27 protein-coding genes are annotated in these 25,973 nt (G+C 64.5%); 11 read left to right on the forward strand and 16 right to left on the reverse strand.

Features of this window, described 5'->3' with window-relative positions; genetic code table 11:
* Positions 1 to 104 precede the first annotated feature (104 nt).
* From OKQ63_RS15460 to OKQ63_RS15530, 15 genes are all read right to left on the reverse strand, one after another.
* Positions 105 to 962 (reverse strand): urea carboxylase-associated family protein, encoded by an 858-nt coding sequence (locus OKQ63_RS15460; protein WP_264210933.1) that lies wholly within the window; start codon positions 960 to 962, stop codon positions 105 to 107.
* A gap of 89 nt (positions 963 to 1,051) precedes the next feature.
* On the reverse strand, positions 1,052 to 2,221 hold the full coding sequence (locus tag OKQ63_RS15465; RefSeq protein ID WP_434086014.1) for a type III PLP-dependent enzyme: 1,170 nt from the start codon (positions 2,219 to 2,221) through the stop codon (positions 1,052 to 1,054).
* 336 nt (positions 2,222 to 2,557) lie between these two features.
* Positions 2,558 to 2,755, reverse strand: coding sequence for a hypothetical protein (locus OKQ63_RS15470; protein ID WP_264210935.1), 198 nt, complete (start codon positions 2,753 to 2,755; stop codon positions 2,558 to 2,560).
* Between the two features lie 46 nt (positions 2,756 to 2,801).
* Entirely contained in the window at positions 2,802 to 2,963 is a 162-nt protein-coding gene (locus tag OKQ63_RS15475; RefSeq protein WP_264210936.1) for a hypothetical protein, read from the reverse strand.
* A gap of 129 nt (positions 2,964 to 3,092) precedes the next feature.
* Entirely contained in the window at positions 3,093 to 3,803 is a 711-nt protein-coding gene (locus tag OKQ63_RS15480; protein ID WP_264210937.1) for a ZIP family metal transporter, read from the reverse strand.
* Between the two features lie 45 nt (positions 3,804 to 3,848).
* Positions 3,849 to 4,118: a hypothetical protein gene (locus OKQ63_RS15485; RefSeq protein WP_264210938.1), complete on the reverse strand. Its 270-nt coding sequence runs from the start codon at positions 4,116 to 4,118 to the stop codon at positions 3,849 to 3,851.
* Between the two features lie 112 nt (positions 4,119 to 4,230).
* Complete coding sequence (locus OKQ63_RS15490) at positions 4,231 to 5,010, reverse strand: succinate dehydrogenase iron-sulfur subunit (RefSeq protein WP_264210939.1); 780 nt, start codon at positions 5,008 to 5,010, stop codon at positions 4,231 to 4,233.
* Positions 5,011 to 5,021: 11 nt separating this feature from the next.
* Positions 5,022 to 6,830, reverse strand: a complete 1,809-nt coding sequence (sdhA, locus tag OKQ63_RS15495) for a succinate dehydrogenase flavoprotein subunit (protein ID WP_264210940.1) — start codon at positions 6,828 to 6,830, stop codon at positions 5,022 to 5,024.
* Positions 6,831 to 6,855: 25 nt separating this feature from the next.
* A complete protein-coding gene (sdhD, locus tag OKQ63_RS15500) occupies positions 6,856 to 7,227 on the reverse strand; it encodes a succinate dehydrogenase, hydrophobic membrane anchor protein (protein ID WP_264210941.1) in 372 nt (123 codons plus the stop codon).
* A gap of 11 nt (positions 7,228 to 7,238) precedes the next feature.
* On the reverse strand, positions 7,239 to 7,628 hold the full coding sequence (gene sdhC, locus OKQ63_RS15505; RefSeq protein ID WP_264210942.1) for a succinate dehydrogenase, cytochrome b556 subunit: 390 nt from the start codon (positions 7,626 to 7,628) through the stop codon (positions 7,239 to 7,241).
* A gap of 193 nt (positions 7,629 to 7,821) precedes the next feature.
* On the reverse strand, positions 7,822 to 8,523 hold the full coding sequence (locus OKQ63_RS15510) for a DUF1194 domain-containing protein (protein WP_264210943.1): 702 nt from the start codon (positions 8,521 to 8,523) through the stop codon (positions 7,822 to 7,824).
* 126 nt (positions 8,524 to 8,649) lie between these two features.
* On the reverse strand, positions 8,650 to 9,696 hold the full coding sequence (locus OKQ63_RS15515; RefSeq protein ID WP_264210944.1) for a MaoC family dehydratase: 1,047 nt from the start codon (positions 9,694 to 9,696) through the stop codon (positions 8,650 to 8,652).
* Positions 9,696 to 9,899 carry a DUF1737 domain-containing protein gene (locus OKQ63_RS15520; RefSeq protein WP_264210945.1) on the reverse strand — a complete coding sequence of 68 codons (204 nt, stop codon included), beginning with the start codon at positions 9,897 to 9,899 and terminating at the stop codon, positions 9,696 to 9,698. The genes OKQ63_RS15515 and OKQ63_RS15520 overlap by 1 nt, the downstream gene beginning before the upstream one ends.
* Before the next feature lie 22 nt (positions 9,900 to 9,921).
* Entirely contained in the window at positions 9,922 to 10,470 is a 549-nt protein-coding gene (locus OKQ63_RS15525) for an NnrU family protein (protein ID WP_264210946.1), read from the reverse strand.
* Positions 10,471 to 10,504: 34 nt separating this feature from the next.
* On the reverse strand, positions 10,505 to 11,359 hold the full coding sequence (locus OKQ63_RS15530; RefSeq protein ID WP_264210947.1) for an HpcH/HpaI aldolase/citrate lyase family protein: 855 nt from the start codon (positions 11,357 to 11,359) through the stop codon (positions 10,505 to 10,507).
* A 350-nt stretch (positions 11,360 to 11,709) separates the two neighbouring features.
* Between OKQ63_RS15530 and OKQ63_RS15535 the strand changes: the two genes are divergently transcribed.
* Positions 11,710 to 12,024, forward strand: a complete 315-nt coding sequence (locus OKQ63_RS15535) for a hypothetical protein (RefSeq protein ID WP_264210948.1) — start codon at positions 11,710 to 11,712, stop codon at positions 12,022 to 12,024.
* 56 nt (positions 12,025 to 12,080) lie between these two features.
* Here the strand turns inward: OKQ63_RS15535 and OKQ63_RS15540 are convergent, their stop codons facing one another.
* Positions 12,081 to 12,836 (reverse strand): sulfite exporter TauE/SafE family protein, encoded by a 756-nt coding sequence (locus OKQ63_RS15540; protein WP_264210949.1) that lies wholly within the window; start codon positions 12,834 to 12,836, stop codon positions 12,081 to 12,083.
* Between the two features lie 158 nt (positions 12,837 to 12,994).
* Here OKQ63_RS15540 and mdh point away from each other — a divergent pair, with 158 nt between their 5' ends.
* From mdh to lpdA, 10 genes are all read left to right on the forward strand, one after another.
* Positions 12,995 to 13,957 (forward strand): malate dehydrogenase, encoded by a 963-nt coding sequence (gene mdh, locus OKQ63_RS15545; protein ID WP_264210950.1) that lies wholly within the window; start codon positions 12,995 to 12,997, stop codon positions 13,955 to 13,957.
* A 304-nt stretch (positions 13,958 to 14,261) separates the two neighbouring features.
* Complete coding sequence (sucC, locus tag OKQ63_RS15550; RefSeq protein ID WP_264210951.1) at positions 14,262 to 15,455, forward strand: ADP-forming succinate--CoA ligase subunit beta; 1,194 nt, start codon at positions 14,262 to 14,264, stop codon at positions 15,453 to 15,455.
* Between the two features lie 4 nt (positions 15,456 to 15,459).
* Entirely contained in the window at positions 15,460 to 15,951 is a 492-nt protein-coding gene (locus OKQ63_RS15555) for a hypothetical protein (protein ID WP_264210952.1), read from the forward strand.
* A 200-nt stretch (positions 15,952 to 16,151) separates the two neighbouring features.
* Positions 16,152 to 16,979, forward strand: a complete 828-nt coding sequence (locus OKQ63_RS15560) for a glycosyltransferase family 25 protein (protein ID WP_264210953.1) — start codon at positions 16,152 to 16,154, stop codon at positions 16,977 to 16,979.
* 13 nt (positions 16,980 to 16,992) lie between these two features.
* Positions 16,993 to 17,874: a succinate--CoA ligase subunit alpha gene (gene sucD / locus OKQ63_RS15565; protein ID WP_264210954.1), complete on the forward strand. Its 882-nt coding sequence runs from the start codon at positions 16,993 to 16,995 to the stop codon at positions 17,872 to 17,874.
* A 34-nt stretch (positions 17,875 to 17,908) separates the two neighbouring features.
* Positions 17,909 to 18,652, forward strand: a complete 744-nt coding sequence (locus tag OKQ63_RS15570) for a sulfotransferase family protein (protein ID WP_264210955.1) — start codon at positions 17,909 to 17,911, stop codon at positions 18,650 to 18,652.
* Positions 18,653 to 19,169: 517 nt separating this feature from the next.
* Complete coding sequence (locus tag OKQ63_RS15575) at positions 19,170 to 22,121, forward strand: 2-oxoglutarate dehydrogenase E1 component (protein WP_264210956.1); 2,952 nt, start codon at positions 19,170 to 19,172, stop codon at positions 22,119 to 22,121.
* Positions 22,122 to 22,133: 12 nt separating this feature from the next.
* Entirely contained in the window at positions 22,134 to 23,657 is a 1,524-nt protein-coding gene (gene odhB / locus OKQ63_RS15580) for a 2-oxoglutarate dehydrogenase complex dihydrolipoyllysine-residue succinyltransferase (RefSeq protein ID WP_264210957.1), read from the forward strand.
* Between the two features lie 4 nt (positions 23,658 to 23,661).
* Positions 23,662 to 23,979, forward strand: coding sequence for a hypothetical protein (locus OKQ63_RS15585; protein ID WP_264210958.1), 318 nt, complete (start codon positions 23,662 to 23,664; stop codon positions 23,977 to 23,979).
* Positions 23,980 to 24,510: 531 nt separating this feature from the next.
* Positions 24,511 to 25,902, forward strand: coding sequence for a dihydrolipoyl dehydrogenase (gene lpdA / locus OKQ63_RS15590; RefSeq protein WP_264210959.1), 1,392 nt, complete (start codon positions 24,511 to 24,513; stop codon positions 25,900 to 25,902).
* The last annotated feature ends 71 nt before the right edge of the window (positions 25,903 to 25,973 follow it).

A 25,973-nucleotide genomic window follows, 5' to 3' on the forward strand; every position in this document is an offset into this window, starting at 1 on the left:
ATTGGCTTTCTCCGGGAACTCAACGAATGGCGCGCCATTCAATTTACCGATTGCCTGCCGAATTTGCCATCCGGCTGGGAATTGCAGCGCAGCGCGTGCCCGGCTCAGCCGCGCCCGTGGCTGCGGTCATAGCCATTGGGCTGAGGGCTCTGCCAGCCTTCCAGCGCCGCCCCGGCCGGGGCGAATATCTCGACCAGCAGCGGATAGCAGGCCGCAGCATCGCTGGAATGCTCCGACGAGCAATCCCCGCCCGGGCAGGCGCTGAGCGCTCCCAGCAGACCGATCTCGGCAAAGAACTCCAGATGGTCGCCGGGCCGCACCGGGCTCGCTTTCATGAAGTACTGCCCCGTTTCGCGGGTGAAACCGGTGCACATGAAGACATTGAGCACATCATGCACATGCACCTCCGCGTCAGCCAGGGAGACGCCGATATGATCGGCCAGCGCCCGGGTCAGGTTGGAATGGCAGCAATGGTGGTACTGGCTGCCCGCCAGCAGGTTGCCGGTGTAGGGATCGCAGCGGGTGCCGATCACGTCATGCACCGAGCCGCCGTAGGCATCGATCCCGTACCAGCCCAGCGTGTCCGCCACGATGGTCGCCATCGGCCGCAGATGCGGAAAGCTGCTCCACATCCGCTCGCCGGTGGAGATATGGGTGCCGTGCAGGGCGCGGGTCTTGCCGGAGTAGAACCGCTCGCTGAGGTCGTTGCGGTTCCACAGGTTCAAATCGCCGACCTGCGGCCCCTCCACCGAAGTGATGCGGAAAAAATGCCCGGCAGGCACCTCGAAACAGGCCGCATCGCGGGGCTGCACCAGAACCTCGCCGGTTTTTTCCGCCCCTTGCCGGGCGGCTTGGTACAGCCGCAGATCCGGCACCGGCAGGGTGTCGTTGGGATAGCAGACCACCGGCTTGATGGCCCGGCGCTGTTCCGCATCAGCGGGCGCGGCAAGGGGTTCAGTCATGGCGCAAACCTTCCTGTCTGTTTGCCCCATCAAGACCGCATCGCCGCAGGCTTGCAAGCCCTGCCGCAGCCTGCGCAAGATCTCACCGGTCAGATCACCAGCACGTCCAGCGGCGGGAAACCGTTGAAGCCGACCGAGGCATAGGTCGAGGTATAGGCGCCGCAGGAATGGATCACCACCCGGTCGCCGCCCTTCAGCCCCAGAGGCAGCTGGTAGGGCTTGCGTTCATAAAGCACATCGGCGCTGTCGCAGGAGGGGCCGGCCAGGATGCAGGGACCGGTTGCCTCGTGATCGCGGTCCGTGGTGATCCGGTAGCGGATCGCCTCGTCCATGGTCTCGGCAAGGCCCGAGAACATGCCGATATCCAGGTAAACCCAGCGGTGCAGATCCTCATCGTGCTTGCGCGACACCAGCAGCACCTCGGCGGCAATTGCACCGGCTTCGGCCACCAGCCCGCGACCCGGTTCGGCCATCACGGCCGGCACATCGGAAAAATGCGTATCGACCAGCGCCATCACGTCGCGGGCATAGTCTTCGGCGGGCATCATGTCCGTGCCGTAAGAGGCCGGGAAGCCGCCGCCGATATTGAGCAGCGACAGCTCATACCCGGCCGCCGCGGCCTGGCGCCAGACCTGCGCCACCTGCTCCAGCGTGCCCGCCCACATCCGCGGCTCGCGGGTCTGCGAGCCGACGTGGAAGGAAAGACCGTCCACCCGCAGGCCGCGGTCACGGGCACAGCCCATCAGCTTCAGCGCCTTTTCCGGCGTGCAGCCGAACTTGCGGCTGAGCGGCCAGTCGGCCTCGCTGGCCTCGACGATCAGCCGCAGGCAGACCCTGGCGCCCGGGGCGTGCTCTGCCAGCTTGTCCAGCTCTTCCCGCTCGTCCGCGGCGAAATGGGTGATGCCGGCGCCATGGGCAAAGGCGATGTCCGCAGGCCGCTTGATGGTATTGCCGAAGGTGATCTGATGCGGCGCCGCCCCGGCCGCCAGGCACATCTCTATCTCCGCCCGGCTGGCGGCGTCGAAATGCGAGCCCTCCTGCACCAGCCGCTGCAGGATGCCCGGCGCCGGATTGGCCTTCACCGCATAATGGATGCGCGCCCGGCCCAGCCCGCGGGCCAGCGCCTGGTACTTGGCGGCGACGGCATCGGCATCCACCACCAGGGTGGGCCGCTCAAACCGGTTTGCGGCGATGAAGCCCAGCGTGCGGGATACGGTTTCGCAATCCCGGGAGGTCAGCCCGGCTACGTGTGCGTTCATGGTCATCTCCAAAAGACCCGGCCATATATGACCGCTCAGTTCTGTCAGAGACGTTACCGTCGCTACGTAACCGTAGGGGTGCGACCCCTTTCGCCAGAGGCGCGTGCGTTGGCGTCTTGCGCGCCCGTATCGTGCAAGGCGCCATAACTTTCAAGTGGTTTCTGCAGCTTGTCCGCGGCGCGCCCGCTGCGGACGTGCTCCCGCCCGCTCCGGCGTCTTTTTCAAAGCCCCCTCGCGGTTGGGCATGGCACCGCGCCTTGGCGCGGTGCCATGCCCAAGGCCGCACGGAAGGCGCGCCGGCGCAGCCGGGGGACCTGCGGGCGCGGGAGAGCCCCGTCAGGACCCGCCCTGCGGATTCCGGCAGATGCGGGGCGCAGCCCCGCCCGGTTCCACTGCGCCGCAGTAACTGCAGCGCCACTGCCCCTGCGCCTTCGCCTGCCGCCAGCGGCAGTTGCGTGTCAGGCTGGTGCTATGGCGGCGCCACAGGAAATAGGCGACCACACCGGCCAGCAGGAGAAGCAGCAGAACAGGCATGGCCCTTGTCTACGCCGCGGCGGCCCCGGCCTCAACCGGATACCCCTCAAGCCGCCCGGTAATACTCGATGAGCCAACCTGCGGCGTCCGTCTCCTCCCCCGCCGGCTGCGGTTCCGGGCGATAATAGGCAAAAGCCTGCTCCAGCGCCGCCAGCGCCTCTTGCATCGGCCGGGCTTGCTGTGTCTGATGCGGTCTCACGGGGTCCATCGGGTTGCCTCCATAGTCTGGCATACTCCTCCCTCGTCCCGGAAGATACGCTCCGCCCGCGCCCGATGCAGCAGCCGAATGGGCAAAGGCGCCATGCAGCCACCACATTGCACCCCCAGCGGGCCTTCCTCAGCCCGCCAGCAGATCCCCGGCCAGCCCCAGGGCAAAGCCCGCAACCGCGCCCAAGGCGGGCAGGCTGCTGCGGCTGGAATGGGCCTTGGGAGCGATGTCCTGGAACAGCAGGTAAAGGATGCCGCCCGCGGCAAAGATCATGATCGCCCCCAGCACCCCGCGGGCATCCGACAGCCAGATCAGCCCCGCCAGGGCGCAGAGCGGCCCCAGGGCCGCCAGCCCCAGAAAGGCCAGCAGAATGTGCCAGGCCGGGCTGCTGCCGCGCCAGATCTCACGGAAGGCGGCAAAGCCTTCCGGCAGGTTCTGCAGGAAGATCATCAGCGCCAGCAGCCGGGCGGTGGCGGCGTCGGCCACCAGCATGGCCCCCAGCGCCATCGCTTCCGGCAGGTAATCCAGCAGCATCGCCACCAGAAGCGCGCCGCTGCCGCCGCGCTTTTGCAGCCACATGTCCGCTGCAAAGAAAACGCCCCCGCCCGCGGCGAACAGCAGCACCGCCAGCAAGGCCGGCAGCGCCCCGGCCGCTTCCGGCACCAGCACCAGCGCAACCGCCGAGGTCAGCGCCCCGCCGCCAAAGGCTGCAACGGCATGCAGCACCTCATCGCGCAGCGTTGGGTTGCGGATGTGCTCGCACCAGGCCAGCAGCCCGCCCAGCGGCATCGAAAGACCGGCAAACCCGGCCAAAAGAATGGCAAAAACATGCGGTTGCATTCCGGCAGCCTAGGGCCGCTGCCGCCGTGGCTCAACCGGTTTATGTCACGCGTTGATGCAGGAGGTCGCCTCGGCCGCCTGCGCTTCTGTCACATTCGGCCCCGGCTGCACCACGCGCAGAACCGTTGCACCGGCGCCATGGCCCAGAAACTCTGTCCGCACCCGGTATTGCCCGGTGATGCCCGCCGCGCCGATGCAGCCGGGGATGCGGCTATCGGTGGCCGCCAGCTGGGCGCCGATGCGGTCATGATCCGTGGCCGTCATGCAGCCCGCCAGGGCAATCAGCGCACCCAGCACACATCCAAGAGGTTTCATATCCGAAATCCAATGCCAGCCAAAAACATACCCCCGGTTTCGCAGGAAACCGGGGGCAGGGCAATTTGCATGGCCTGAGGGCGGCGGATCCTTGCGGATCGGGTTTTTCAGATCAAACGGTGCGTTCGACCATCATCTGCTTGATATGCGCAATTGCCTTGGCCGGGTTCAGCCCCTTGGGGCAGGTCTTGGCGCAGTTCATGATGGTGTGGCAGCGGTACAGCTTGAACGGATCCTCCAGCTGGTCCAGCCGCTCCGGCGTTGCCTCATCCCGGCTGTCGATGATCCAGCGGTAGGCGTGCAGCAGCGCGGCCGGCCCCAGGTAGCGGTCGCCGTTCCACCAGTAGCTCGGGCAGGAGGTCGAGCAGCTGGCGCACATCACGCATTCATAAAGCCCGTCCAGCTTCTTGCGGTCCTCGATCGACTGCTTCCACTCCTTCGCCGGGCGGTTGGTCTTGGTCTCCAGCCAGGGCATGATCGAGGCATGCTGGGCATAGAAATGCGTCAGATCGGGGATCAGGTCCTTGACCACCGGCATATGCGGCAGCGGATAGATCGCCACATCGCCCTTGATCTCGTCCATGCCATAGATGCAGGCCAGCGTGTTGATGCCGTCGATGTTCATCGCGCAGGAGCCGCAGATGCCTTCGCGGCAGGAGCGGCGGAAGGTCAGCGTCGGGTCGATCTCGTTCTTGATCTTGATCAGCGCGTCCAGCACCATCGGGCCGCATTTGTCCATGTCGAGGAAATAGGTATCGACCCGCGGGTTCTGGCCGTCGTCCGGGTTCCAGCGGTAGATCTTGAACTTGCGCACATTGGCGGCACCCTCCGGCTTGGGCCAGGTCTTGCCGGTGGTGATCTTGGAGTTCTTCGGGAGGCTGAATTGAACCATGATCTGTCTCCTTAGAACGTCCGCGCCTTGGGCGCGATTTTGGCAAGGCTGATGCCGCCTTCGGCTTCGGTGGACAAGGGATCGGTGATCACCGGGCGGTAGCTGAGATCCACCTTGCTGCCCTCCACGCGGGAGACGGTGTGGACGCGCCAGTTTTCATCGTCACGGGTGGTGAAATCCTCATGCGCATGGGCGCCGCGGCTTTCCTTGCGGGCTTCGGCGCCGACGATGGTGGCCAGCGCGTTCGGCATCAGGTTGGTCAGCTCCAGCGTCTCCATCAGGTCGGAGTTCCAGACCAGCGAACGGTCGGTCACCTGCAGATCATCAAGCTTGGCCGCAATCGCGGTCATCTTCTCGACGCCTTCCGCCATGGTCTTGGAGGTGCGGAACACTGCCGCGTCAGCCTGCATGCATTTCTGCATCTCCAGCCGCAAGTCTGCAGTGGGGATGCCGCCCTTGGCGTTGCGCAGCGTGTCGAAACGGTCGAATGCCTTGTCGACGGAGGCCTGGTTCAGCACCGGGTTCGGCGCGTCGGCGTCCACCACCTTGCCCGCACGGATGGCAGAGGCGCGGCCGAACACCACCAGGTCGATCAGCGAGTTGGAGCCGAGCCGGTTGGCGCCATGCACCGAGGCACAGCCCGCCTCGCCCACCGCCATCAGGCCCGGCACCACCGCGGTCGGATTGTCCGCGGATGGGTTCAGCACCTCGCCCCAGTAGTTGGTCGGCACGCCGCCCATGTTGTAATGCACGGTGGGCAGAACCGGGATCGGCTCTTTGGTGACGTCGACGCCGGCAAAGATCTTGGCGCTTTCCGAAATCCCCGGCAGCCGCTCCGCCAGCGCTTCGGCAGGCAGATGATTGAGGTTGAGGTGGATATGATCGCCCTCGGCGCCGACACCGCGGCCCTCGCGGATTTCCATGGTCATCGAGCGGCTGACATAGTCGCGCGGCGCCAGATCCTTGTACTGGGGCGCATAGCGCTCCATGAACCGTTCGCCTTCGGAGTTGGTGAGGTAACCGCCCTCGCCCCGCGCGCCTTCGGTGATCAGGCAGCCGGAGCCATAGATGCCGGTCGGGTGGAACTGCACAAACTCCATGTCCTGCAGCGCCAGCCCCGCACGGGCCACCATGCCGCCGCCGTCGCCGGTGCAGGTATGCGCCGAGGTGGCGGAGAAGTACGCACGGCCGTAACCGCCGGTCGCCAGCACCACCATCTTGGCGTTGAAGACATGCATGGTGCCGTCATCCAGCTTCCAGCACACCACGCCCTGGCACTGCCCGTCCTCGGACATGATCAGGTCGATGGCGAAATACTCGATGTAGAATTCCGCGTTGTTTTTCAGCGACTGGCCATAGAGCGTGTGCAGGATCGCGTGGCCGGTGCGGTCGGCCGCCGCACAGGTGCGCTGCACCGCGGGGCCTTCGCCGAATTCCGTGGTGTGGCCGCCGAACGGGCGCTGGTAGATCTTGCCCTCTTCGGTGCGCGAGAACGGCACGCCATAATGCTCCAGCTCATAGACCGCCTTGGGCGCCTCGCGCGCGAGGTATTCCATCGCATCGGTGTCGCCCAGCCAGTCGGAGCCCTTGACGGTGTCATACATGTGCCACTGCCAGCTGTCCGGCCCCATGTTGCCCAAGCTGGCGGCAATGCCGCCCTGCGCCGCCACGGTGTGGGAGCGGGTCGGGAACACCTTGGTCACGCAGGCGGTGCGCAGGCCCTGCTCGGCCATGCCCAGTGTTGCGCGCAAACCCGCGCCGCCGGCGCCCACAACCACGACATCGTATTCGTGGGTTTCATATTCATACGCTGTTGTCATTGTATCTGTTCCTTGCCGCGTATTTTCAGAGGGCGAGCTTGACGAGGGCGAAAAGGCCCGCCGCGATCAGCGTGTAGGCAAAGGCCGACACCGCGACGATTGCGAGCTTTTCAGCGGTACCGTGCATGTAATCCTCGATCGCCTCATGCGCCTCCTGCATGACGTGCCGTGTGATCACAATCAGGCTCAGCCCCATGACGATGGCCGGGAACGGCCGGCTGAAATACGCCAGAACCTCTTCATATGTGCCGCCCAGCCCGTAGCCGAAGGTAAAGATGAACAGCGGAACCACGGCCACCATCAGGATCGAGCTGACAAGCATCTGCCAATGGTGGTGCGTCCCGGTGCCGCCTGCCCCCAGCCCCTGCGCCCGTTTGCGGTCAGTCAGAAATTGCATGAGATCGCTCCTTACACCACAAGCACAGTGAGAATGGTCAGGACAGTGGCGCCAATGAACATGCCCAGCCCCAGTTTTTCAGAGGTTGAAACTTCCAGGCAGTAGCCGAAATCCCAGATCACGTGCCGCAGCCGGCCCAGCATGTGATACCAGAGCGCCCAGGCCGCCCCCAAAAGAACCAAGTCGCCGAGCCAGCTGCGCAGCAGCCCGTCAATAAAGGCAAAACCTGTCTCGGATGTCGCTGCGGCCAGCAGCCACCAAACCACCAGCAGGGCCAGAAGCAGGGTCGCGATACCCGTAATACGGACCATGATCGACGAGATGGACGTCATCTGAGGCCGGTAGTACGGCCCGATCATGAATGGCGAAAGCGGGCGGTTGCCCCGATTGACATCGGCCATGTTGGCTCCTTTCCGGTTAGCTGACGACGTTTTAGCCGATTTTTACGGCGTGTCACCCGAAGGAACGGTTAAAAACGGCAGGTTTCCGTGCTGTTGGCGCTAAAAGGCCACGTGTTGTGATCACAGCAAATATTTAGTGATCACAAAATGCCCGATTGAAAATCTTTTGCAGAATCAGCCCCCCGCCTGCAAATCACTGCAAAGCCGCCGCGGCCCTGTCTGCGCCATGCTGCACCGCAGCGGTCTGCCGTGCGACCTCCCGCACCAGCTTCCTGCGGATCCGCGACGGGTAGTCGGCAAAGCTGGCGGCGGTGACCACAAAGGCGCCCTCGCCGCGGATCACGTTCTCAAAGAAATAGGCGGTCAGATCCGGCTCGCTCTGCTCGATGGCGATGGCGTTCACGGTCACCCCCAGGGCGGACAGCGCGCCATGCGCCTCGCGCGGCTCGACGCCTTCATTGGAAAACCCGTCGCCGGAAATATCGATCACCCTGCGCGTGCACTCCGGCACGGACGCGAACTGCTCCAGCGCCAGAAACAGCGCCTCGCCAACGGCGGTGGAATAGTTGCGCCAGGGCCGCGGCGCCTGCTCGATCCGCCGGGCCAGCGCCTCCACATCACCAAAGCTGCGCACCGGCACCCAGGGCAATGTCACTTCCTGGCGCGACTCGCCGGACCATTGCAGCAGCAGCACCTGCGCCCGCGCCTTGACCAGCGCCTCGGACACCACGCCATCGCGCAGGCCGGCCGCCAGCCCGTCCATCTGCACCCGGTATTCATCGGCATCCACCGACCCGGAAACATCCACTGCCAGCACCAAAGCCAGCTCGCAGGCCGCTGCCCGCAGCGGCCAGAGGGAGAGCATGGAAAAAACCAGAAGCTGCAAAACCCGCATGGCGCCAGCTTAAGCGGCAATCCCGCACAGGGTCATCACTTTTCTGCCAGCATCCCCTGTTCTTCTGGCTGAAAATATCCTGGGGGTGAGCGCCAGAGGCGCGAGGGGGCAAAGCCCCCTGCCCGGTCACTTCGGCATCAGGGCCCAGTAATCAAGATCCAGCAGCACATCCGGCAGGTACTTGCCGTCCCCGCCCTTCAGCTCGAACGGCGCGCCGCCCTTCGTCGCGACCAGCCGCAGCCGGATGGCACCGACGCCAGGGGCGTCTGTGTCGGCCTTGTCCAGCACCTCGGACCAGGCCCGCACCGTCAGGCCGGACAGGCAGGGGTTGGCATGCGCGCCGCCATTCAGGCCCACGATCATCTGCGCGTTGGCCAGCCCGTTGAACGACAGCGTCCGCGCCAGGGAGATCACATGGCCGCCATAGATCAGCCGGGTGCCGTCGGGGCGCGCGGTATTGTCGAAATGCACCTTGGCGGTGTTCTGCCACAGCCGGGTCGCCAGCATGTGCTCGGCTTCCTCGATGGTGACGCCATCGACGTGATCGATGGTCTCGCCCACCGCGTAATCGCCCCAGCGGTGCGGCTCGCCGGCCAGGGTGAAATCGTAATTGCTGAAGTCCAGCCCCGCCGGGATCACCAGCTGCTCCGCCGGGATCACCTTGTTCAGCTCCGGGATCACCGTTTCCGGCGCCGGGGCGTCCAGGTCGCGTTTCCTCACCATCACCCAGCGCACATATTCCATCACGCATTCATCGCGCTGGTTCAGGCCGCGGGTGCGGACATAGACGACGCCGGATTTGCCGTTGGAGTTCTGCTTGAGCCCGATCACCTCGGATTCGGAGCGCAGCGTGTCGCCGGGATAGACCGGCAGCAGCCAGCGCCCCTCGGCATAGCCGAGGTTCGCCAGCGCATTCAAAGAGATATCCGGCACCGTCTTGCCGAACACCACATGGAAGGCCGCCAGATCATCCAGCGGCGCCGAGGGCAGACCAGAGGCCCGGGCAAATTCATCCGAGGAATACAGCGCATGGCGCGCCGGGTAGAGCGCATGGTACAGCGCCCGCTCGCCGCCCGACACCGTGCGCGGCACCGCATGGGCGATCACTTCGCCGACGGTGTAGTCTTCGAAAAATCTTCCCGAATTTGTCTTGGCCGGATTGGTCTTGGCCATCAGTGTTCTCCCAGTTTGGTCTCAGGCGTGTAGGTTCCGTCCGCCTCCTTCACCACCGCCTGGCCGCAGCGCATGATCCCCTTCACGGGATCGAACGTCTGGGTCGGGCCGCCGTGCAGCTCCCAGCCCTTGTTCAGCGCATCCGTCACCTTGTGGCAGAAGGCAGAGGTGTCGTCCTCGGACAAAAATCGGTACAGTTTCATGGCTTCCTATCCTGCAATGGGCCTATCCCGGAAACGGCGACGGGCCGATCATCCCGTGGACGTAGCCGATCACCCCCAGCAGGACAATCGAGGCGGCAAAGAACATCGCATCCTTGGCGAGCGTGCCCTTGGGACCAGGCTGCCACTGCGGCTCGGACCGGTTGATCACGATGACCTCAGCCACCGCCCAGGCCAGCAGCCCGCCGAACAGGAGGATCGAGGCCAGGTCGCCATTGACCAGCAGATGCGCCGCGGCCCAGAGCTTGAAACCCGCCAGCATCGGATGCCGCATGCCATTCAGCAACGCACCCTTTTTCGGTGCCGGGCTCATCATCCAGATGGCGATCAGCACCATCAGGTTGTTGATATGCACCATGAAGGACGGCGGCGCCCAGACATGGATGAACTCCGTGCTTCGGTAGCCCAGCACCATCAGCACCACGCCCGCGGCCAGCACCAGCGCCACCGCGCCGCGCCCGGCATTGCCCATCGCGGCGCGCGCCTCCGGCGCCAGCCGTTTGAACAGGTGGCCGCCCCACCACAGCAGAAGTCCCAGGATCAACAGCGCCATTTCAGCCCCTTTCAGATGTTAAGTCGATTAACACCTATGCGGAAAGCGCGGCGATTGCATCCGCTTTTGCCAGGATTTCGCGCGCCATCGCCACATGCAGGTTCTCGACTATCCTGCCGTCGACCACGGCAACACCCTGGCCTGCGGCCTGCGCCTCTTCAAATGCGGCGATCTGGCGGCGGGCGGTCTCGGTCTCGCGCTCGGTGGGGGCAAAGGCGGCATTGGCCGTCTCGACCTGCGCCGGGTGGATCAGGGTCTTGCCGTCGAACCCCATGTCGCGCCCTTGCGCGCATTCCGCCGCCAGCCCCTCAACATCCTTGAAGGCGTTATAGACACCGTCGATGATCACCAGCCCCTCGGCCTTGGCCGCCAGCAGGCACAGCCCCAGCCCCGCCATCATCGGCATCCGGTCGGGCCGGAAGCGGGTCTGCAGCTCCTTGGCGAGGTCATTTGTGCCCATCACCATGCCCTGCAGTTTCGGATGCGCGGCGATGGCGGCGGCATTCAGCATGCCGCGCGGGGTCTCCATCATCGCCCACAGCGGGATGTCCCCGGTGATCTCGGCCAGCGCATCCAGATCGGCAGGGGCGTTCACCTTGGGCAGCAGAATCGCGTCGCAATTCATGCGGGCGGCGGCGATGGCATCGTCGCGGCCCCAGACCGTATCCAGCCCGTTGATCCGCACGATCTTCATCCGCGCGCCAAAGCCGCCCGTCTCCAGCGCCTGCGCCAAGGTCGCGCGGGCATTGGGTTTTTCGTCCGCCGACACCGCGTCTTCCAGATCGAAGATCACCGCGTCCACCGGCAGGGTCTTGGCCTTTTCCAGCGCGCGCGCATTGGAACCGGGGATATACAAAACCGAACGGTAGGGGCGCGCGCGGGGGTCCATGCAAACTCTCCAAAGTTATTTTATTGCGTAAACCGGTACAGAATCGACTGTATACTTTCAAGAACAATTTCGCCGCAGCGCAGCGTAACCTTCCCCGCAATTGCAGCAAGCCGTTGATATATTGTGTGCTTTAGCAGCGCCCTCAGGGTTAACCAGTTATCAGCACCTGACCGGCACACTAAAGGGTATCAAGGCACAGGACCACCGCCGCCGCACCAGGCCGCGCCTGCTGCCTGCAGGCATGGGGCCTGCATTTCGAATTGCGCCACACACCGGCCCGAACAGGGACACCGGGGGGCTGCCGTCAGGCACCCTGCCCTGTCCGGCCGTTCCGGAAAGGGTAAAACGAGATGAAAATGAAACTCCTCGCACTGCCAATGGCACTGGCCGCGCTGCCCCTTGCGGCCGCGCCTGCAGCCGCGCAAAGCCGCAACTGTGCGCCGCGCGACATGGTGATCAAGCGGCTGGCCGAAAAATACGGCGAAAGCCGCCAGAGCATCGGCATGGGCCAGCAGGGCATGGTGATGGAGACCTTTGCCTCCGCCGACACCGGCAGCTGGACCATCACCGTGACCACGCCCAATGGCATGACCTGCCTGGTCGCCTCCGGCCAGTCCTACGAAGTGCTCGCAGAAGCATTGCCGGACACCGACAGCGACGCCTGAGCAGCAGTTATTGAGGCAGGTTTCCAGGCCGCGGCGGGCTGCGGCTGCAGGGGGCTTCAGGCCAGCCCGTCCCAGATCAGCTTGCTCCCGGTAACCGTCAGCAAAACATAGGTCAGCGCAAAGAACCAGCGCTCCGGGATGCTGTGATGCAGCCGCACCCCCAGCCAGGCGCCCAGCAGCGCAAAGGGCGCCAGCAGCAGATCGAGCATCAGGGTTTCACGTGTGAACAGCCCCAGCCCCGCATACGGCACCGCCTTGGCAAGATTGATCACCCAGAAGATCAGTACAGTGCTGGCCTGATATTCCGTCTTCCGCAACTTCAGGCTGAGCAGATAGACAGCAGCCGGCGGCCCGCCGGCATGGCTGACAAAGCTGGTGAAGCCAACCGCCAGCCCGGCCAGCCCCCCTGCCCCGGAGGACAGCGGCGTTCCGGCAACCGCTTGCAGCCCAAGACGGCCCCGCAGCTGCCACAGCACAAACCCGACCGAGACGGCACCGATCAGCACCCGCATCGCATCGGCATCCACCGCCGAAAACAGCCAGGCGCCCAGCGCCACGCCGGGCAGCCCGCCGGCGATCAGCAGCAGCGACGCCCGCAGGTTCCAGCGCCCCCAATAAGCTTTCAGCGCGGCCAGATCGATCAGCATCAGCAAGGGCAGCATCAGCGCCAAAGCCGTGCCCGGTTCGGTCACCAGCGCCAGAATCGACGCCGAGGCAAAGGCCGCGCCGGAGCCGAAACCGCCCTTGGACACGCCCGCAAAAACGACCGCCGGGACAGCAAAAACGAAAAATACCGCTTCGGCTCCCGCCATGTCCTGCCCTCGAAACCCATGGATTCCAGCTGTTTTAGCGGTATCACCACGGCATGCACAAGTATACCGAAGCCTTTGCCGCAGTGCGGAACCCTTGCACGGGGGGCCGATACGCCGTAGGCATCAGGAAATTTCAACCGGACCGGAGACATTTACCAATGGCACGACCCAAAATCGCCCTCATCGGCGCAGGTCAGATCGGCGGCACCCTCGCGCACCTCGCAGCCCTCAAGGAACTGGGCGACGTCGTTTTGTTCGACATCGCCGAAGGCATCCCCGAAGGCAAGGCGCTGGACATCGCGGAGTCCGGTCCCTCCGAAGGCTTCGACGCCAGCCTCAAGGGCACCCAGTCCTATGAGGACATCGCCGGCGCCGACGTCTGCATCGTCACCGCCGGCGTGCCGCGCAAGCCGGGCATGAGCCGCGACGACCTGCTCGGCATCAACCTGAAGGTGATGAAGTCGGTGGGCGAAGGCATCCGCGACCACGCGCCGGACGCCTTCGTCATCTGCATCACCAACCCGCTGGACGCGATGGTCTGGGCGCTGCAGCAGTTCTCGGGCCTGCCCGCCAACAAGGTCTGCGGCATGGCCGGCGTACTGGACTCCGCCCGCTTCCGCCACTTCCTGGCCGAAGAGTTCGGCGTGTCGATGAAGGACGTCACCGCATTTGTGCTGGGCGGCCACGGCGACACCATGGTGCCGTCGGTGCGCTACTCCACCGTGGCCGGCATCCCGCTGCCCGACCTGGTCAAGATGGGCTGGACCACCCAGGAACGCCTCGACGCGATCCTGCAGCGCACCCGTGACGGCGGCGCCGAGATCGTCGGCCTGCTGAAAACCGGCTCCGCCTTCTATGCGCCGGCCACCAGCGCCATCGAAATGGCCGAAGCCTATCTGAAAGACCAGAAACGCGTGCTGCCCTGCGCCGCCTATTGCACCGGCGAGATCGGCGTCAAGGACATGTATGTGGGCGTGCCCACCGTGATCGGCGCCGGCGGCATCGAAAAGATCGTCAACATCCAGCTGAACGAAGAAGAGCAGGCGATGTTCGACAACTCGGTCAACGCTGTCAAAGGCCTGGTCGAGGCCTGCAAGGGCATCGACGCCTCGCTGGCCTGAGCGCTGCACCGAGCTGCAGATCAAGGGGCCCGCTTCTGGCGGGCCCTTTTCTTTTGCCGCCAGGTCCCGGGGCCGGCCGAAGACGCTTTTGATCCATGATGCGGCGGGCACGGCCTCCGAAGGCCAGTCTCGAATCACCGCCGTTAAGCCTCCGGTAATTTGTGATCACACCCCCAAAAACCGTGATCACAAAACTTGAAAATCTTCCCCATTTCCCTGCCCCCTGTCAAAAAAGCCTTTAACAGTTGGCGTTATGACGGCCTATTGAACAGCAGACAATTGCAGCCAGACGGGACAGTTTCAGATGAACATCCACGAATATCAGGCCAAAGCCCTTCTTCGCAGCTACGGTGCCCCGGTGTCCGACGGACGCGTGGTGCTGAAAGCCGAAGACGCCAAGACCGCCGCCGGTGAACTCGATGGCCCGCTCTGGGTGGTCAAGGCGCAGATCCACGCAGGCGGCCGCGGCAAGGGCTCCTTCAAGGAAGCCGATGCCGGTGAAAAAGGCGGCGTACGGCTGACCAAATCGGTGGAGGAAGCCGCCGAGGAAGCCAAGAAGATGCTGGGCCGCACCCTGGTCACCCATCAGACCGGCCCGGCCGGCAAGCAGGTGAACCGCATCTACATCGAGGCCGGCTCCGGCATCAAAACCGAGCTGTACCTGGCGCTGCTGGTGGACCGCCAGACCTCGCGCATCTCCTTTGTCTGCTCCACCGAGGGCGGCATGGACATCGAGGAAGTGGCCGCCGCCACCCCGGAAAAGATCCTGTCCTTCTCGGTTGATCCGGCCACCGGCTACCAGCCCTACCACGGCCGCCGCATCGCCTTTTCGCTGGGCCTCGAAGGCCAGCAGGTCAAGCAGTGCGTCATGCTGATGGGCCAGCTCTACAAGGCCTTCGTCGAGAAGGACATGGAGATGCTGGAGATCAACCCGCTGATCGTCGGCGATGACAACAGCCTCAAGGTGCTGGACGCCAAGGTCGGCTTTGACGGCAACGCGGTCTACCGCCATTCCGACGTGTCCGAACTGCGCGACACCACCGAGGAAGACCCGAAAGAGCTGGAAGCCTCCAAGTACGACCTGAACTACATCGCGCTGGACGGCGAGATCGGCTGCATGGTGAACGGCGCGGGCCTGGCGATGGCCACCATGGACATCATCAAGCTTTACGGCGCCGAGCCTGCCAACTTCCTCGACGTGGGCGGCGGCGCCACCAAGGAGAAGGTCACCGAGGCGTTCAAGATCATCACCTCCGACCCGCAGGTCAAAGGCATCCTGGTCAACATCTTCGGCGGCATCATGCGCTGCGACGTGATCGCCGAGGGCGTGGTCGCCGCGGTCAAGGAAGTCGGCCTGAAGGTGCCGCTGGTGGTCCGGCTCGAGGGCACCAACGTCGAGAAGGGCAAGGAGATCATCAACACCTCCGGCCTCGACGTGATCGCCGCCGACGACCTGAAAGACGGTGCCGAGAAGATCGTGAAAGCGGTGAAGGGGTAAATCCGTGGCTCGGCTCCGCAAGCAGATTGCCGCCCTGTCGATTGTTGCGACTGCAGCTGTCGGCTGGGCACCTATCGCCAGCGCAAACGCAGACGTTGACAAACTGTTTGGCCTGTTCAAAGAGGTTTGCTTATCTTCTCCTCTGCAAGTTACCAAAAGCGTAGCAAAGCTCCGAACGATTGAAGGTGTCAAACTTCAAGGTCTAGGAGAGCCAACTGAGGGCGACGCGCTCGTTTTGTTTGATGGCAAACGCCGAATTATCGGCGGCGCCATACGGGAAGACAAGAGTGTCGAGCTTTGCACAGTCCACATCAAACCTAAAAGCAGCTTGAAAGAAGCCCTCCCCGCAGCAGTTGCGAAAATTCAAAGTGTCAGGGGGGTATCCGGGCAAGTTCAATCTGGGCCGAAAGGTCGGCACACTTTCAAGTACAAAAACATGTTTTTGATCGTGCAGGAACATAAGCGGCGGGTTCATATGCTACTTATTAACCACTAGCCCACTTTTCGCTGCACTCGTCCTGAAAGCAATCTTCTCGCAACGAATGCTTTCCTCAACAGAGAACCTCTGCATCGCCAGACACGACGTACTACCTAAGGATCCATCTCTATGGCGGCCCTCTACGAAAACAAGCATTTGCATCTGAAGAACGCAAAATGTTCTGAAGGTACATTTGCTGTCAAACTGGCTCGTTTCTCGTGAAAGCCGCTGTCTACCTCATAGGCTTGCGGCAGGCCACCGGCCGGGCGGAGCTGATGCAGCGGGAGCTGGATCAGGCCGGGCTTTCGGCTGTGCGCATCGATGCGGTGGACAGCACCCGGGTCAGCCGCGCGGAGATGCTCACGCAGTGCGCTTCCGAGGGCAGCTGGGGCTACTTCCAGACCAAGGACATGGCCTGCACCCTCAGCCATGCCAAGGCCTGGGAAACCTTCCTGGCCTCGGACGCCGATGTGGCGCTGATCCTGGAGGATGACGTCTTCCTGTCGCCCGACACCGGCGCCTGGCTGGCGGATCTGTCCTGGTGGCCCGCGGATGCCGGCATCGTCAAGTTCGAACGCTGGCGGGCCACGAGGCTGCAGGTCGCACTTGGCAGGGATGGCGTCACCCATCTGGGCCGCGAGGTGCGCCGGATGCTGTCCCGCCACGCAGGCGGTGCCGCTTATGCGATCTCGCGCCGGGCGGCGCAGCACCTGCTGGACAGCCGCCCGTTCGACATCACGCTGGACAACCTGCTGTTCAACTTCGATGCCTCAAAGCCTGCGCGCGGCATCAGGGTCTACCAGGTCCAGCCGGCATTGGCCGAACAGGGCAACGAGGCGCCGGACGAACACGCCATCGGCCCGGCGCGCCACCGGCCCAAGGGCTGGCCTCTGGTCCGCCAGAAACTCCGCCGCGGGATTTATGAGTTCCGCGGCGGCTTCCGAATACTTCCCAGCGTGGTCCTGGGGCGGGCCACCCTCGAAAAAATCCGCTTCGACGGCCGTTCCCTGGCCACCCCGCAGACCCAACACACACATACCGCTTGAAGGAACCGACAACATGGCAGTCCTCATCGACGAAAACACCAAGGTCATCTGTCAGGGCTTTACCGGCTCGCAGGGCACTTTCCACTCCGAACAGGCCATCGCCTACGGCACCAAGATGGTCGGCGGCGTCACCCCCGGCAAAGGCGGCCAGACCCACCTGAACCTGCCGGTCTTCAACTCCGTGCACGAGGCCAAGGCCAAGACCGAGGCCAATGCCTCGGTGATCTACGTGCCGCCGCCGTTTGCCGCGGATTCGATCCTCGAGGCGATCGACGCCGGAATGGACGTGATCGTGGCCATCACCGAAGGCATCCCGGTGCTCGACATGATGAAGGTGAAGCGGGCGCTGGAGAACTCTTCCTCCGTGCTGATCGGCCCCAACTGCCCTGGCGTCATCACCCCGGATGCCTGCAAGATCGGCATCATGCCGGGCCACATCCACCGCCGCGGCACCGTCGGCGTGGTCTCCCGCTCCGGCACCCTGACCTATGAGGCTGTGAAGCAGACCTCCGACGTGGGCCTCGGCCAGTCCACCTGCGTCGGCATCGGCGGCGACCCGATCAAGGGCACCGAGCATATCGACGTGCTGGAATGGTTCCTGGCCGACGACGAGACCGAGAGCATCATCATGATCGGCGAAATCGGCGGCTCCGCCGAGGAAGAGGCTGCCCAGTTCCTGAAAGACGAGGCGAAAAAGGGCCGCAAGAAGCCGGTTGCAGGCTTCATCGCCGGCCGCACCGCGCCTCCGGGCCGCCGCATGGGCCACGCGGGCGCGATTGTCGCCGGCGGCAAGGGCGGCGCCGAGGACAAGATCGAGGCAATGAAATCCGCAGGCATCGTCGTCGCCGAAAGCCCGGCGGGCCTGGGTGAAGCGGTGCTGAAGGCCATCGGCTGAGGCCGCCAGCCGGCCGGGTGCGAAGGAAGAGAGCATGGTTCTGGTTTGTCACGACCACAAATTCATTTTCCTCAAGACGAGGAAAACAGCAGGCACATCGATCGAGATGCTGCTGGAACCGCTCTGCACGCCACCCGGCCGCACCGTGACCGAACGGACGTCCGGCTGCGCCAGCAAACACGGGATCGTGGGATTTCGTCTGCTCGGCGAGAAGACCGAGCCGCCCTCGGTCTGGCGCTCCCACATGCCGGCCTATCAGGTCCGAAGGGAACTGCCGCGGGAGCAGTGGCAGACCTACCGCAAGCTGTCCTGCCTGCGGAACCCTTTTGACAGGTCGGTTTCGCTCTTCTTCTGGCTGCGCGACGCGGGCGGCCTGCCGCCGTTCAGCAGTCTGGACGCCGCCCGCGCCGCCTTCCGCCGGTTCATCCTCGAAGGGAACATGAAAGCCGACAAGTCGATCGTGCACCGCAAAGGCAAGTTCATTCTGGACGGTTTCATCCGCTTCGAGGCGCTGGTGAGCGACACCGCGGAAATGGCAGAACGCCTGGGGCTGCCGGTCAATGCCGCGGAGATGCCGCGCTCCAAGGACAAGACCTCACGTCTCAGCGGCATCCCGGTGTCCGACTACTTCGACACGGAAACCGCCCGGGCCACATGCGACCAGCTGGCCTGGATGTTCGAGCATGGCGGCTATTCCCGGCATCCGGAGGACGCAAATGCCCGAAAGCCCGGAAAAGCCGATCCGTTTTTCAACCTTCCGCGGCCCCAGCCCGCATGAGGCCGATGATGACTGACCACAGCCCCGGCTGCTTCCTCCAAACCACTCATTTCGCAGCCGCGCGCCCCGGCCTTGCCAGGCTCCGGCGCGCGGCTATGCCTGCCAAGGGCGGGCTGCCCGGTCTGGCCGGCGCGATGGCGGCCCCCTGTCCGGGCGGGGACAAGGTCCGGGATTCAGGCGCCCGGACGGACGCTGAACTGTCCGCTGAACGCGGCAGAAGCGGTTGGAAACACGCATGCTCCCTGTTTGCAACTGACGGCAGCAAAGCAGCCCGCACTTCGGCAGCCGCCGCGCAAGACGGGGCGCCTGGCGAATTTGATACGGTTGCAAGCGGCGCGTTCACGCTGCCGCCTGTCAGCGGCGACCCCACAGCGGTTTCATCGAAAGGCAGGTTCTTTCCCACTGATACAGCCGCGATTGAGACTTCCTTGAACATTTCGTCGGACGCTCACGCCATGACCGGAATTTCATTGCCAATTGCTCCTCCCGCAGAACTCACAGCCGATGAGGCACACCAATGACCGAACAAAGCCCCAACGACCTCTTTCACGCCTCCTCCTTCATGCAGGGGCACAATGCGGAGTATCTGGAGCAGCTTTATGCCCAGTACGCCAATGACCCGAATGCGGTGGATGCCGCCTGGGCGGAGTTCTTCCGCCAGATGGGCGACGCCGAACTGGACGTGAAGGCCGAGGCCAAAGGCCCCTCCTGGGCGCGCAATGACTGGCCGCCGGCGCTGGACGACGATCTCACCGGCGCGCTGACCGGCGAATGGCCCGCCCCGGCAGAGGCCAAGGGCGCCGGCAGGAAGATCAAGGCCAAGGCCGCCGCCAAGGGGGTTGAGCTGACCGACGACCAGGTGCAGCGCGCGGTGCTGGATTCGATCCGGGCGCTGATGCTGATCCGGGCCTACCGGATCCGCGGCCATCTGGCGGCCGACCTCGATCCGCTGGGCATGCGCGCCGCCGCCCGCCATCCGGAACTGGACCCCAAGACCTACGGCTTCACCGACGGCGACCTGGACCGGCCGATCTTCATCGACAACGTGCTGGGGCTGCAGGTTGCGACCATGCGCCAGATCGTCGAGATCGTGAAACGCACCTATTGCGGCACCTTCGCGCTGCAGTACATGCACATTTCCGATCCCGAGCAATCCGCCTGGCTGAAAGAGCGGATCGAGGGCTATGACAAGGAAATCCGCTTTACCCGCGAGGGCCGCAAGGCGATCCTCAACAAGATGGTCGAGGCCGAGGGCTTCGAGAAGTTCCTGCACGTCAAATACACCGGCACCAAGCGGTTCGGCCTCGACGGCGGCGAAAGCCTGATCCCGGCGATGGAGCAGATCATCAAGCGCGGCGGCGCGCTGGGGGTGCGCGACATCGTGATCGGCATGCCGCACCGCGGCCGCCTCAACATCCTCGCCAACGTGATGCAGAAGCCCTACCGGGCGATCTTCAACGAATTCCAGGGCGGCAGCTTCAAGCCCGAGGACGTGGATGGCTCGGGCGATGTGAAATACCACCTCGGCGCCTCCTCCGACCGCGAGTTCGACGGCAACAACGTCCACCTGTCGCTGACCGCCAACCCCTCGCACCTCGAGGCGGTGAACCCGGTGGTCCTGGGCAAGGTCCGCGCCAAGCAGGACCAGCTGGGAGATGCCGACCGCAGCCAGGTGCTGCCGATCCTGCTGCACGGCGATGCCGCCTTTGCCGGCCAGGGCGTGGTGGCGGAATGTTTTGCCCTGTCCGGCCTGCGCGGCCACAAGGCGGGCGGCACCATGCATATCGTGGTGAACAACCAGATCGGCTTTACCACCGCGCCGCATTTCTCGCGCTCCTCGCCCTACCCCACCGACAACGCGCTGGTGGTCGAGGCGCCGATCTTCCACGTCAACGGCGACGATCCGGAGGCGGTGGTGCATGCCGCCCGGGTGGCCACCGAATTCCGCCAGAAGTTCCACAAGGACGTGGTGCTCGACATCTTCTGCTACCGCCGCTTCGGGCACAACGAAGGCGATGAGCCGATGTTCACCAACCCCTTGATGTACAAGAAGATCAAGGGCCACAAGACCACGCTGACGCTGTACACCGACCGGCTCGTCAAGGACGGCCTCATCCCCGAGGGCGAGATCGAGGACATGAAGGCCGCCTTCCAGGCCCATCTGAACGAGGAGTTCGAGGTCGGCAAGGACTACAAGCCCAACAAGGCCGACTGGCTCGACGGGCGCTGGTCGCATCTGAACAAGAAGGACGCCGATTACCAGCGCGGCAGCACCGCAATCGCGCCGGAGACCATGGCCGAAATCGGCACCGCGCTGAGCCGGGTGCCGGAGGGTTTCCCGCTGCACCGCACCGTCGGCCGCTTCCTGGACGCCCGCGCCAAGATGTTCGAAAACGGCGATGGCTTCGACTGGGCCACCGGCGAGGCATTGGCCTTCGGCTCGCTGATGCTGGAAGGCTACCCGGTCCGCCTGGCAGGCCAGGACGCCACCCGCGGCACCTTCTCGCAGCGCCATTCCGGCATCGTCAACCAGGAGACCGAGGAGCGCTACTACCCGCTCAACAACATCCGTGCGGGCCAGTCGCAGTACGACGTGATCGACTCGGCGCTGTCGGAATACGCGGTGCTGGGCTTTGAATACGGCTATTCGCTGGCGGAACCCAACGCGCTCACCCTGTGGGAAGCCCAGTTCGGCGATTTCGCCAACGGCGCCCAGATCATGTTCGACCAGTTCATATCCTCGGGCGAAAGCAAATGGCTGCGGATGTCCGGCCTGGTCTGCCTGCTGCCGCACGGCTTCGAGGGCCAGGGGCCGGAGCACTCCTCCGCCCGGCTGGAGCGCTTCCTGCAGATGTGCGGCCAGGACAACTGGATCGTGGCCAATTGCACCACGCCGGCGAACTACTTCCACATCCTGCGCCGCCAGCTGCACCGCACCTTCCGCAAGCCGCTGATCATGATGACCCCGAAATCGCTGCTGCGCCACAAGATGGCGGTGTCCAGCGCCGAGGATTTCACCACCGGCTCCAGCTTCCACCGGGTGCTGTGGGATGACGCCCAGAAAGGCAACTCCGACACGCAGCTGGTGGCGGACGACAAGATCAAGCGCGTCGTCATGTGCTCCGGCAAGGTCTATTACGACCTGCTGGAGGAACGCGACGCCCGCGGCATCGACGATGTCTACCTGATGCGGGTCGAGCAGTTCTACCCGTTCCCGGCGATCTCGATGGTGAAGGAGCTGGAGCGCTTCAAGCAGGCGGAAATGGTCTGGTGCCAGGAAGAGCCCAAGAACCAGGGCGCCTGGACCTTCATCGAGCCCAATATCGAATGGGTGCTGACCCGGATCGGCGCCAAGCACACACGGCCGGTCTACGCCGGCCGCGCCACCTCGGCCTCGCCCGCAACCGGCCTGGCCAGCGAACACAAAGCCCAACAAGCAGCCCTCGTGAACGAAGCGCTGAGCATCTGAGGATAAACAGATATGACAACCGAAGTCCGCGTACCCACCCTGGGCGAATCCGTGACCGAGGCCACCGTGGCCACCTGGTTCAAGAAACCCGGCGACTCCGTGTCAGCTGATGAAATGCTCTGCGAGCTGGAAACCGACAAGGTGACGGTCGAGGTGCCCTCGCCCGCGGCCGGCAAGCTGGCGGATATCGTCGCCCTGGAAGGCGAGACCGTCGGCGTCGACGCGCTGCTGGCAAATATCGCCGAGGCCGGCGCCGCGGGGCCGGAAACCGTGAAACCCAAGGCAAATGCCTCTGCCTCTGCCGCAGCGGCGCGGGCCGATGACGCCGCCGCCAGCACCGACATTACCGTGCCGGCGCTTGGCGAATCCGTCTCCGAAGCCACCGTCTCGACCTGGTTCAAGAAGGTCGGCGACAGCGTCGCGCAGGATGAAATGCTGTGCGAGCTGGAAACCGACAAAGTGTCGGTCGAGGTCCCGTCCCCGGCCGCCGGCGTGCTTGCCGAAATCACCGCCGCCGAGGGCGAGACCGTTGCCGCCGCCGCCAAGCTCGGCGTGATTTCCGGCGCAGCTCCGGCGGCGTCCGCCGCGCCCGCGGCGGAACCGGCCCCCTCCGCCGCCGCCGACGCTCCCGCCAGGGATGTGGCCAACGCCCCTTCCGCCGAAAAGGCGATGGCCGAGGCCGGGCTGAATGCCTCCGAGGTCGCCGGCAGCGGCCGCGACGGGCGCATCATGAAGGAAGACGTCGCCGCTGCCGTGGCTGCCGCCAAGGCCGCCCCGCCCGCCGCTCCGGCTCCGGCCCCCGCCCAGGTGCGCGGCCCGGTCACGGCTGACGATGCCGCGCGCGAGGAACGGGTGAAGATGACCCGCCTGCGCCAGACCATCGCCAAGCGCCTGAAGGACAGCCAGAACACCGCCGCCATGCTGACCACCTACAACGAGGTCGACATGACCGAGGTGATGGCGCTGCGCAACGAGTACAAGGAGCTGTTCCAGAAGAAGCACGGCGTCAAACTGGGCTTCATGTCCTTCTTCACCAAGGCCTGCTGCCACGCGCTGAAGGAGGTGCCGGAAGTCAACGCCGAGATCGACGGCACCGACATCGTCTACAAGAACTTCGTGCACATGGGCGTCGCCGCCGGCACCCCGACCGGGCTGGTGGTGCCGGTGATCCGCGATGCCGATGCGATGTCCTTTGCCGCGATCGAGAAAGCCATCGCCGAGAAAGGCGCGCGCGCCCGCGACGGCAAGCTCAGCATGGCCGAGATGCAGGGCGGCACCTTCACCATCTCCAACGGCGGCGTCTACGGCTCGCTGATGTCCTCGCCGATCCTGAACCCGCCGCAGTCGGGCATCCTCGGCATGCACAAGATCCAGGACCGTCCGATGGTGGTGAACGGCGAGATCAAGATCCGCCCGATGATGTATCTGGCGCTGAGCTACGACCACCGCATCGTCGACGGCAAAGGCGCCGTGACCTTCCTGGTCCGCGTCAAGGAAGCGCTGGAGGATCCGCGCCGTCTGCTGATGGATCTGTAACAGCATGAGCCAAGGCGAGACGAGAAAAAGCAGGTACGTCCTGAAGACCTACGCGGATCTTCCGCCCCGGCAACCAGCTCCGTCTCGCCGTTTCGCTGACTATCTATCCCGGTGGCAAAAGCTGCGAGAGAGCCATCCAAAGCACAAGCTTTTTGCAGAGCTTGTTGGTTGGCTGCTGATGGTTGCCTTTGCCTATTACGGAGCGGATACATTTTCAAACTACTACAAATGGGGAGCAGTTCTCCTGTTCGCCCTATTCGGTTGGGTGTTTCCTGTGTTTCGGGCAATTCAATGGCTGCGTATTCGAAATGCCGCAAAGTAGATTAGAGTACTTTGCAAAGTGCTGTGACGCGCAGGGGCAATTAGCCTTGACTGAGCGGGCGCATCCATGACCCTCCCACTCTGGGGCCTTGCCTGCCTCTCCATTCCTGCCCTGCTTCATATGAGTTGCGGCAGCTTCTTCCTGAAGTTTTCCGCCGGCAATACCTGGACCGCACGCCCGCGCGGCACGTCCGCTAGCCGCAGCGCGCTGGCAGGCTCGGCGCCGCGTGCGATTGTCAACGTCCTGGAGACCGCCCCGGTCTTCCTCAGCCCCGCGCTGGCGGCAAAACCGGCCAACCGCCAAAGCGCCCTGATCAGCGGTGGCCCCGCCGCGCGGCTTGCGGGGGGCTCCCGCGTGACTATTCACCTTTGCCCAAATACTCCGGGGGAGGCCCGCCAGGGCCGGGGGCAGCGCCCCCTCCCCGGCCCGCAACCCAAGAAACACCTCCAAGGCGGTGCACAGCTGGTGTACGCATGGTGCCCAGACGGCACCCCCCCGGCCCGCACCCAATTCTGACGAAAGGACTTCTTAATGGCATCTTATGACGTGATCGTAATCGGCGCCGGCCCCGGCGGCTATGTCTGTGCCATCCGCTGCGCCCAGCTGGGCCTCAAGACCGCCGTGGTGGAGGGCCGCGAGACCCTCGGCGGCACCTGCCTGAACGTCGGCTGCATCCCCTCCAAGGCGCTGCTGCATTCGACCCACCTGCTGCATGAGGCAGAGCACAACTTCGCCCATATGGGCCTCAAGGGCAAAAGCCCCTCGGTCGACTGGGACCAGATGAAATCCTACAAGGATGAGGTGATCAGCCAGAACACAAGCGGCATCGAGTTCCTGTTCAAAAAGAACAAGATCGACTGGATCAAGGGCTGGGCATCCATTCCGGCGGCCGGCAAGGTGCAGGTGGGTGATGAGATCCACGAGGCCAGGAACATCGTGATCGCCTCCGGCTCGGTGCCGGCCTCGATCCCGGGGGTGGAGATCGACGAGAAGATCGTGGTCTCCTCCACCGGCGCGCTGGAGCTGCCGAAGATCCCCAGGAAACTGACGGTGATCGGCGCCGGCGTGATCGGGCTGGAGCTGGGCTCGGTCTATGCCCGCCTCGGCGCCGAGGTGACGGTGGTGGAATACATGGACGCGGTCTGTCCCGGGATGGACAAGGACGTGCAGCGCTCGTTCAAGCGGATCCTGGAGAAGCAGGGCCTCAACATCATCCTCGGCGCCGCGGTGCAGGGGGTGGAGACCACCAAGACCAAGGCCAAGGTCAAATACCAGCCCAAGAAAGGCGGCGATGAGGTCACGCTGGACGCCGACGCGGTGCTGGTCGCCACCGGCCGCAAACCCTACAGCGAAGGGCTGGGGCTGGACGCCTTGGGCATCAAGATGACCGAGCGCGGCCAGATCGCCGCGGACGAACACTGGCGCACCAATATTCCCGGCATCTATGCCATCGGCGATGTGATCGAAGGCCCGATGCTGGCCCACAAGGCCGAGGACGAGGGCATGGCCGTGGCCGAGGTGATCGCCGGCAAGCACGGCCATGTGAATTATGGCGTCATTCCCGGCGTCGTCTACACCACGCCTGAAGTCGCCACCGTCGGCGCCACCGAGGACGCGCTCAAGGCCGAGGGCCGCAAGGTCAAGGTCGGCAAGTTCATGTTCATGGGCAACGCCCGCGCCAAGGCCGTGCATCAGGCCGAGGGCGGCTTTGTCAAGATCATCACCGACGCCGAAACCGACCGCATCCTGGGTGCGGCGATCATCGGCCCGGCGGCGGGCGACATGATCCACGAGCTGTGCGTGGCGATGGAATTCGGCGCCTCGGCCGAGGATGTGGCGCTGACCTGCCACGCGCATCCGACCTATTCCGAAGCGGTGCGCGAGGCCGCGCTGGCCTGCGGCGACGGCCCGATCCACAGCTGAACCGGGACCGCATCTCAGGAAAACACAAAAGGGCAGCTGCAAACAGCTGCCCTTTACTCTGTTCGCCGCCC

Source organism: Leisingera thetidis (assembly GCF_025857195.1).
Taxonomy (GTDB): domain Bacteria; phylum Pseudomonadota; class Alphaproteobacteria; order Rhodobacterales; family Rhodobacteraceae; genus Leisingera; species Leisingera thetidis.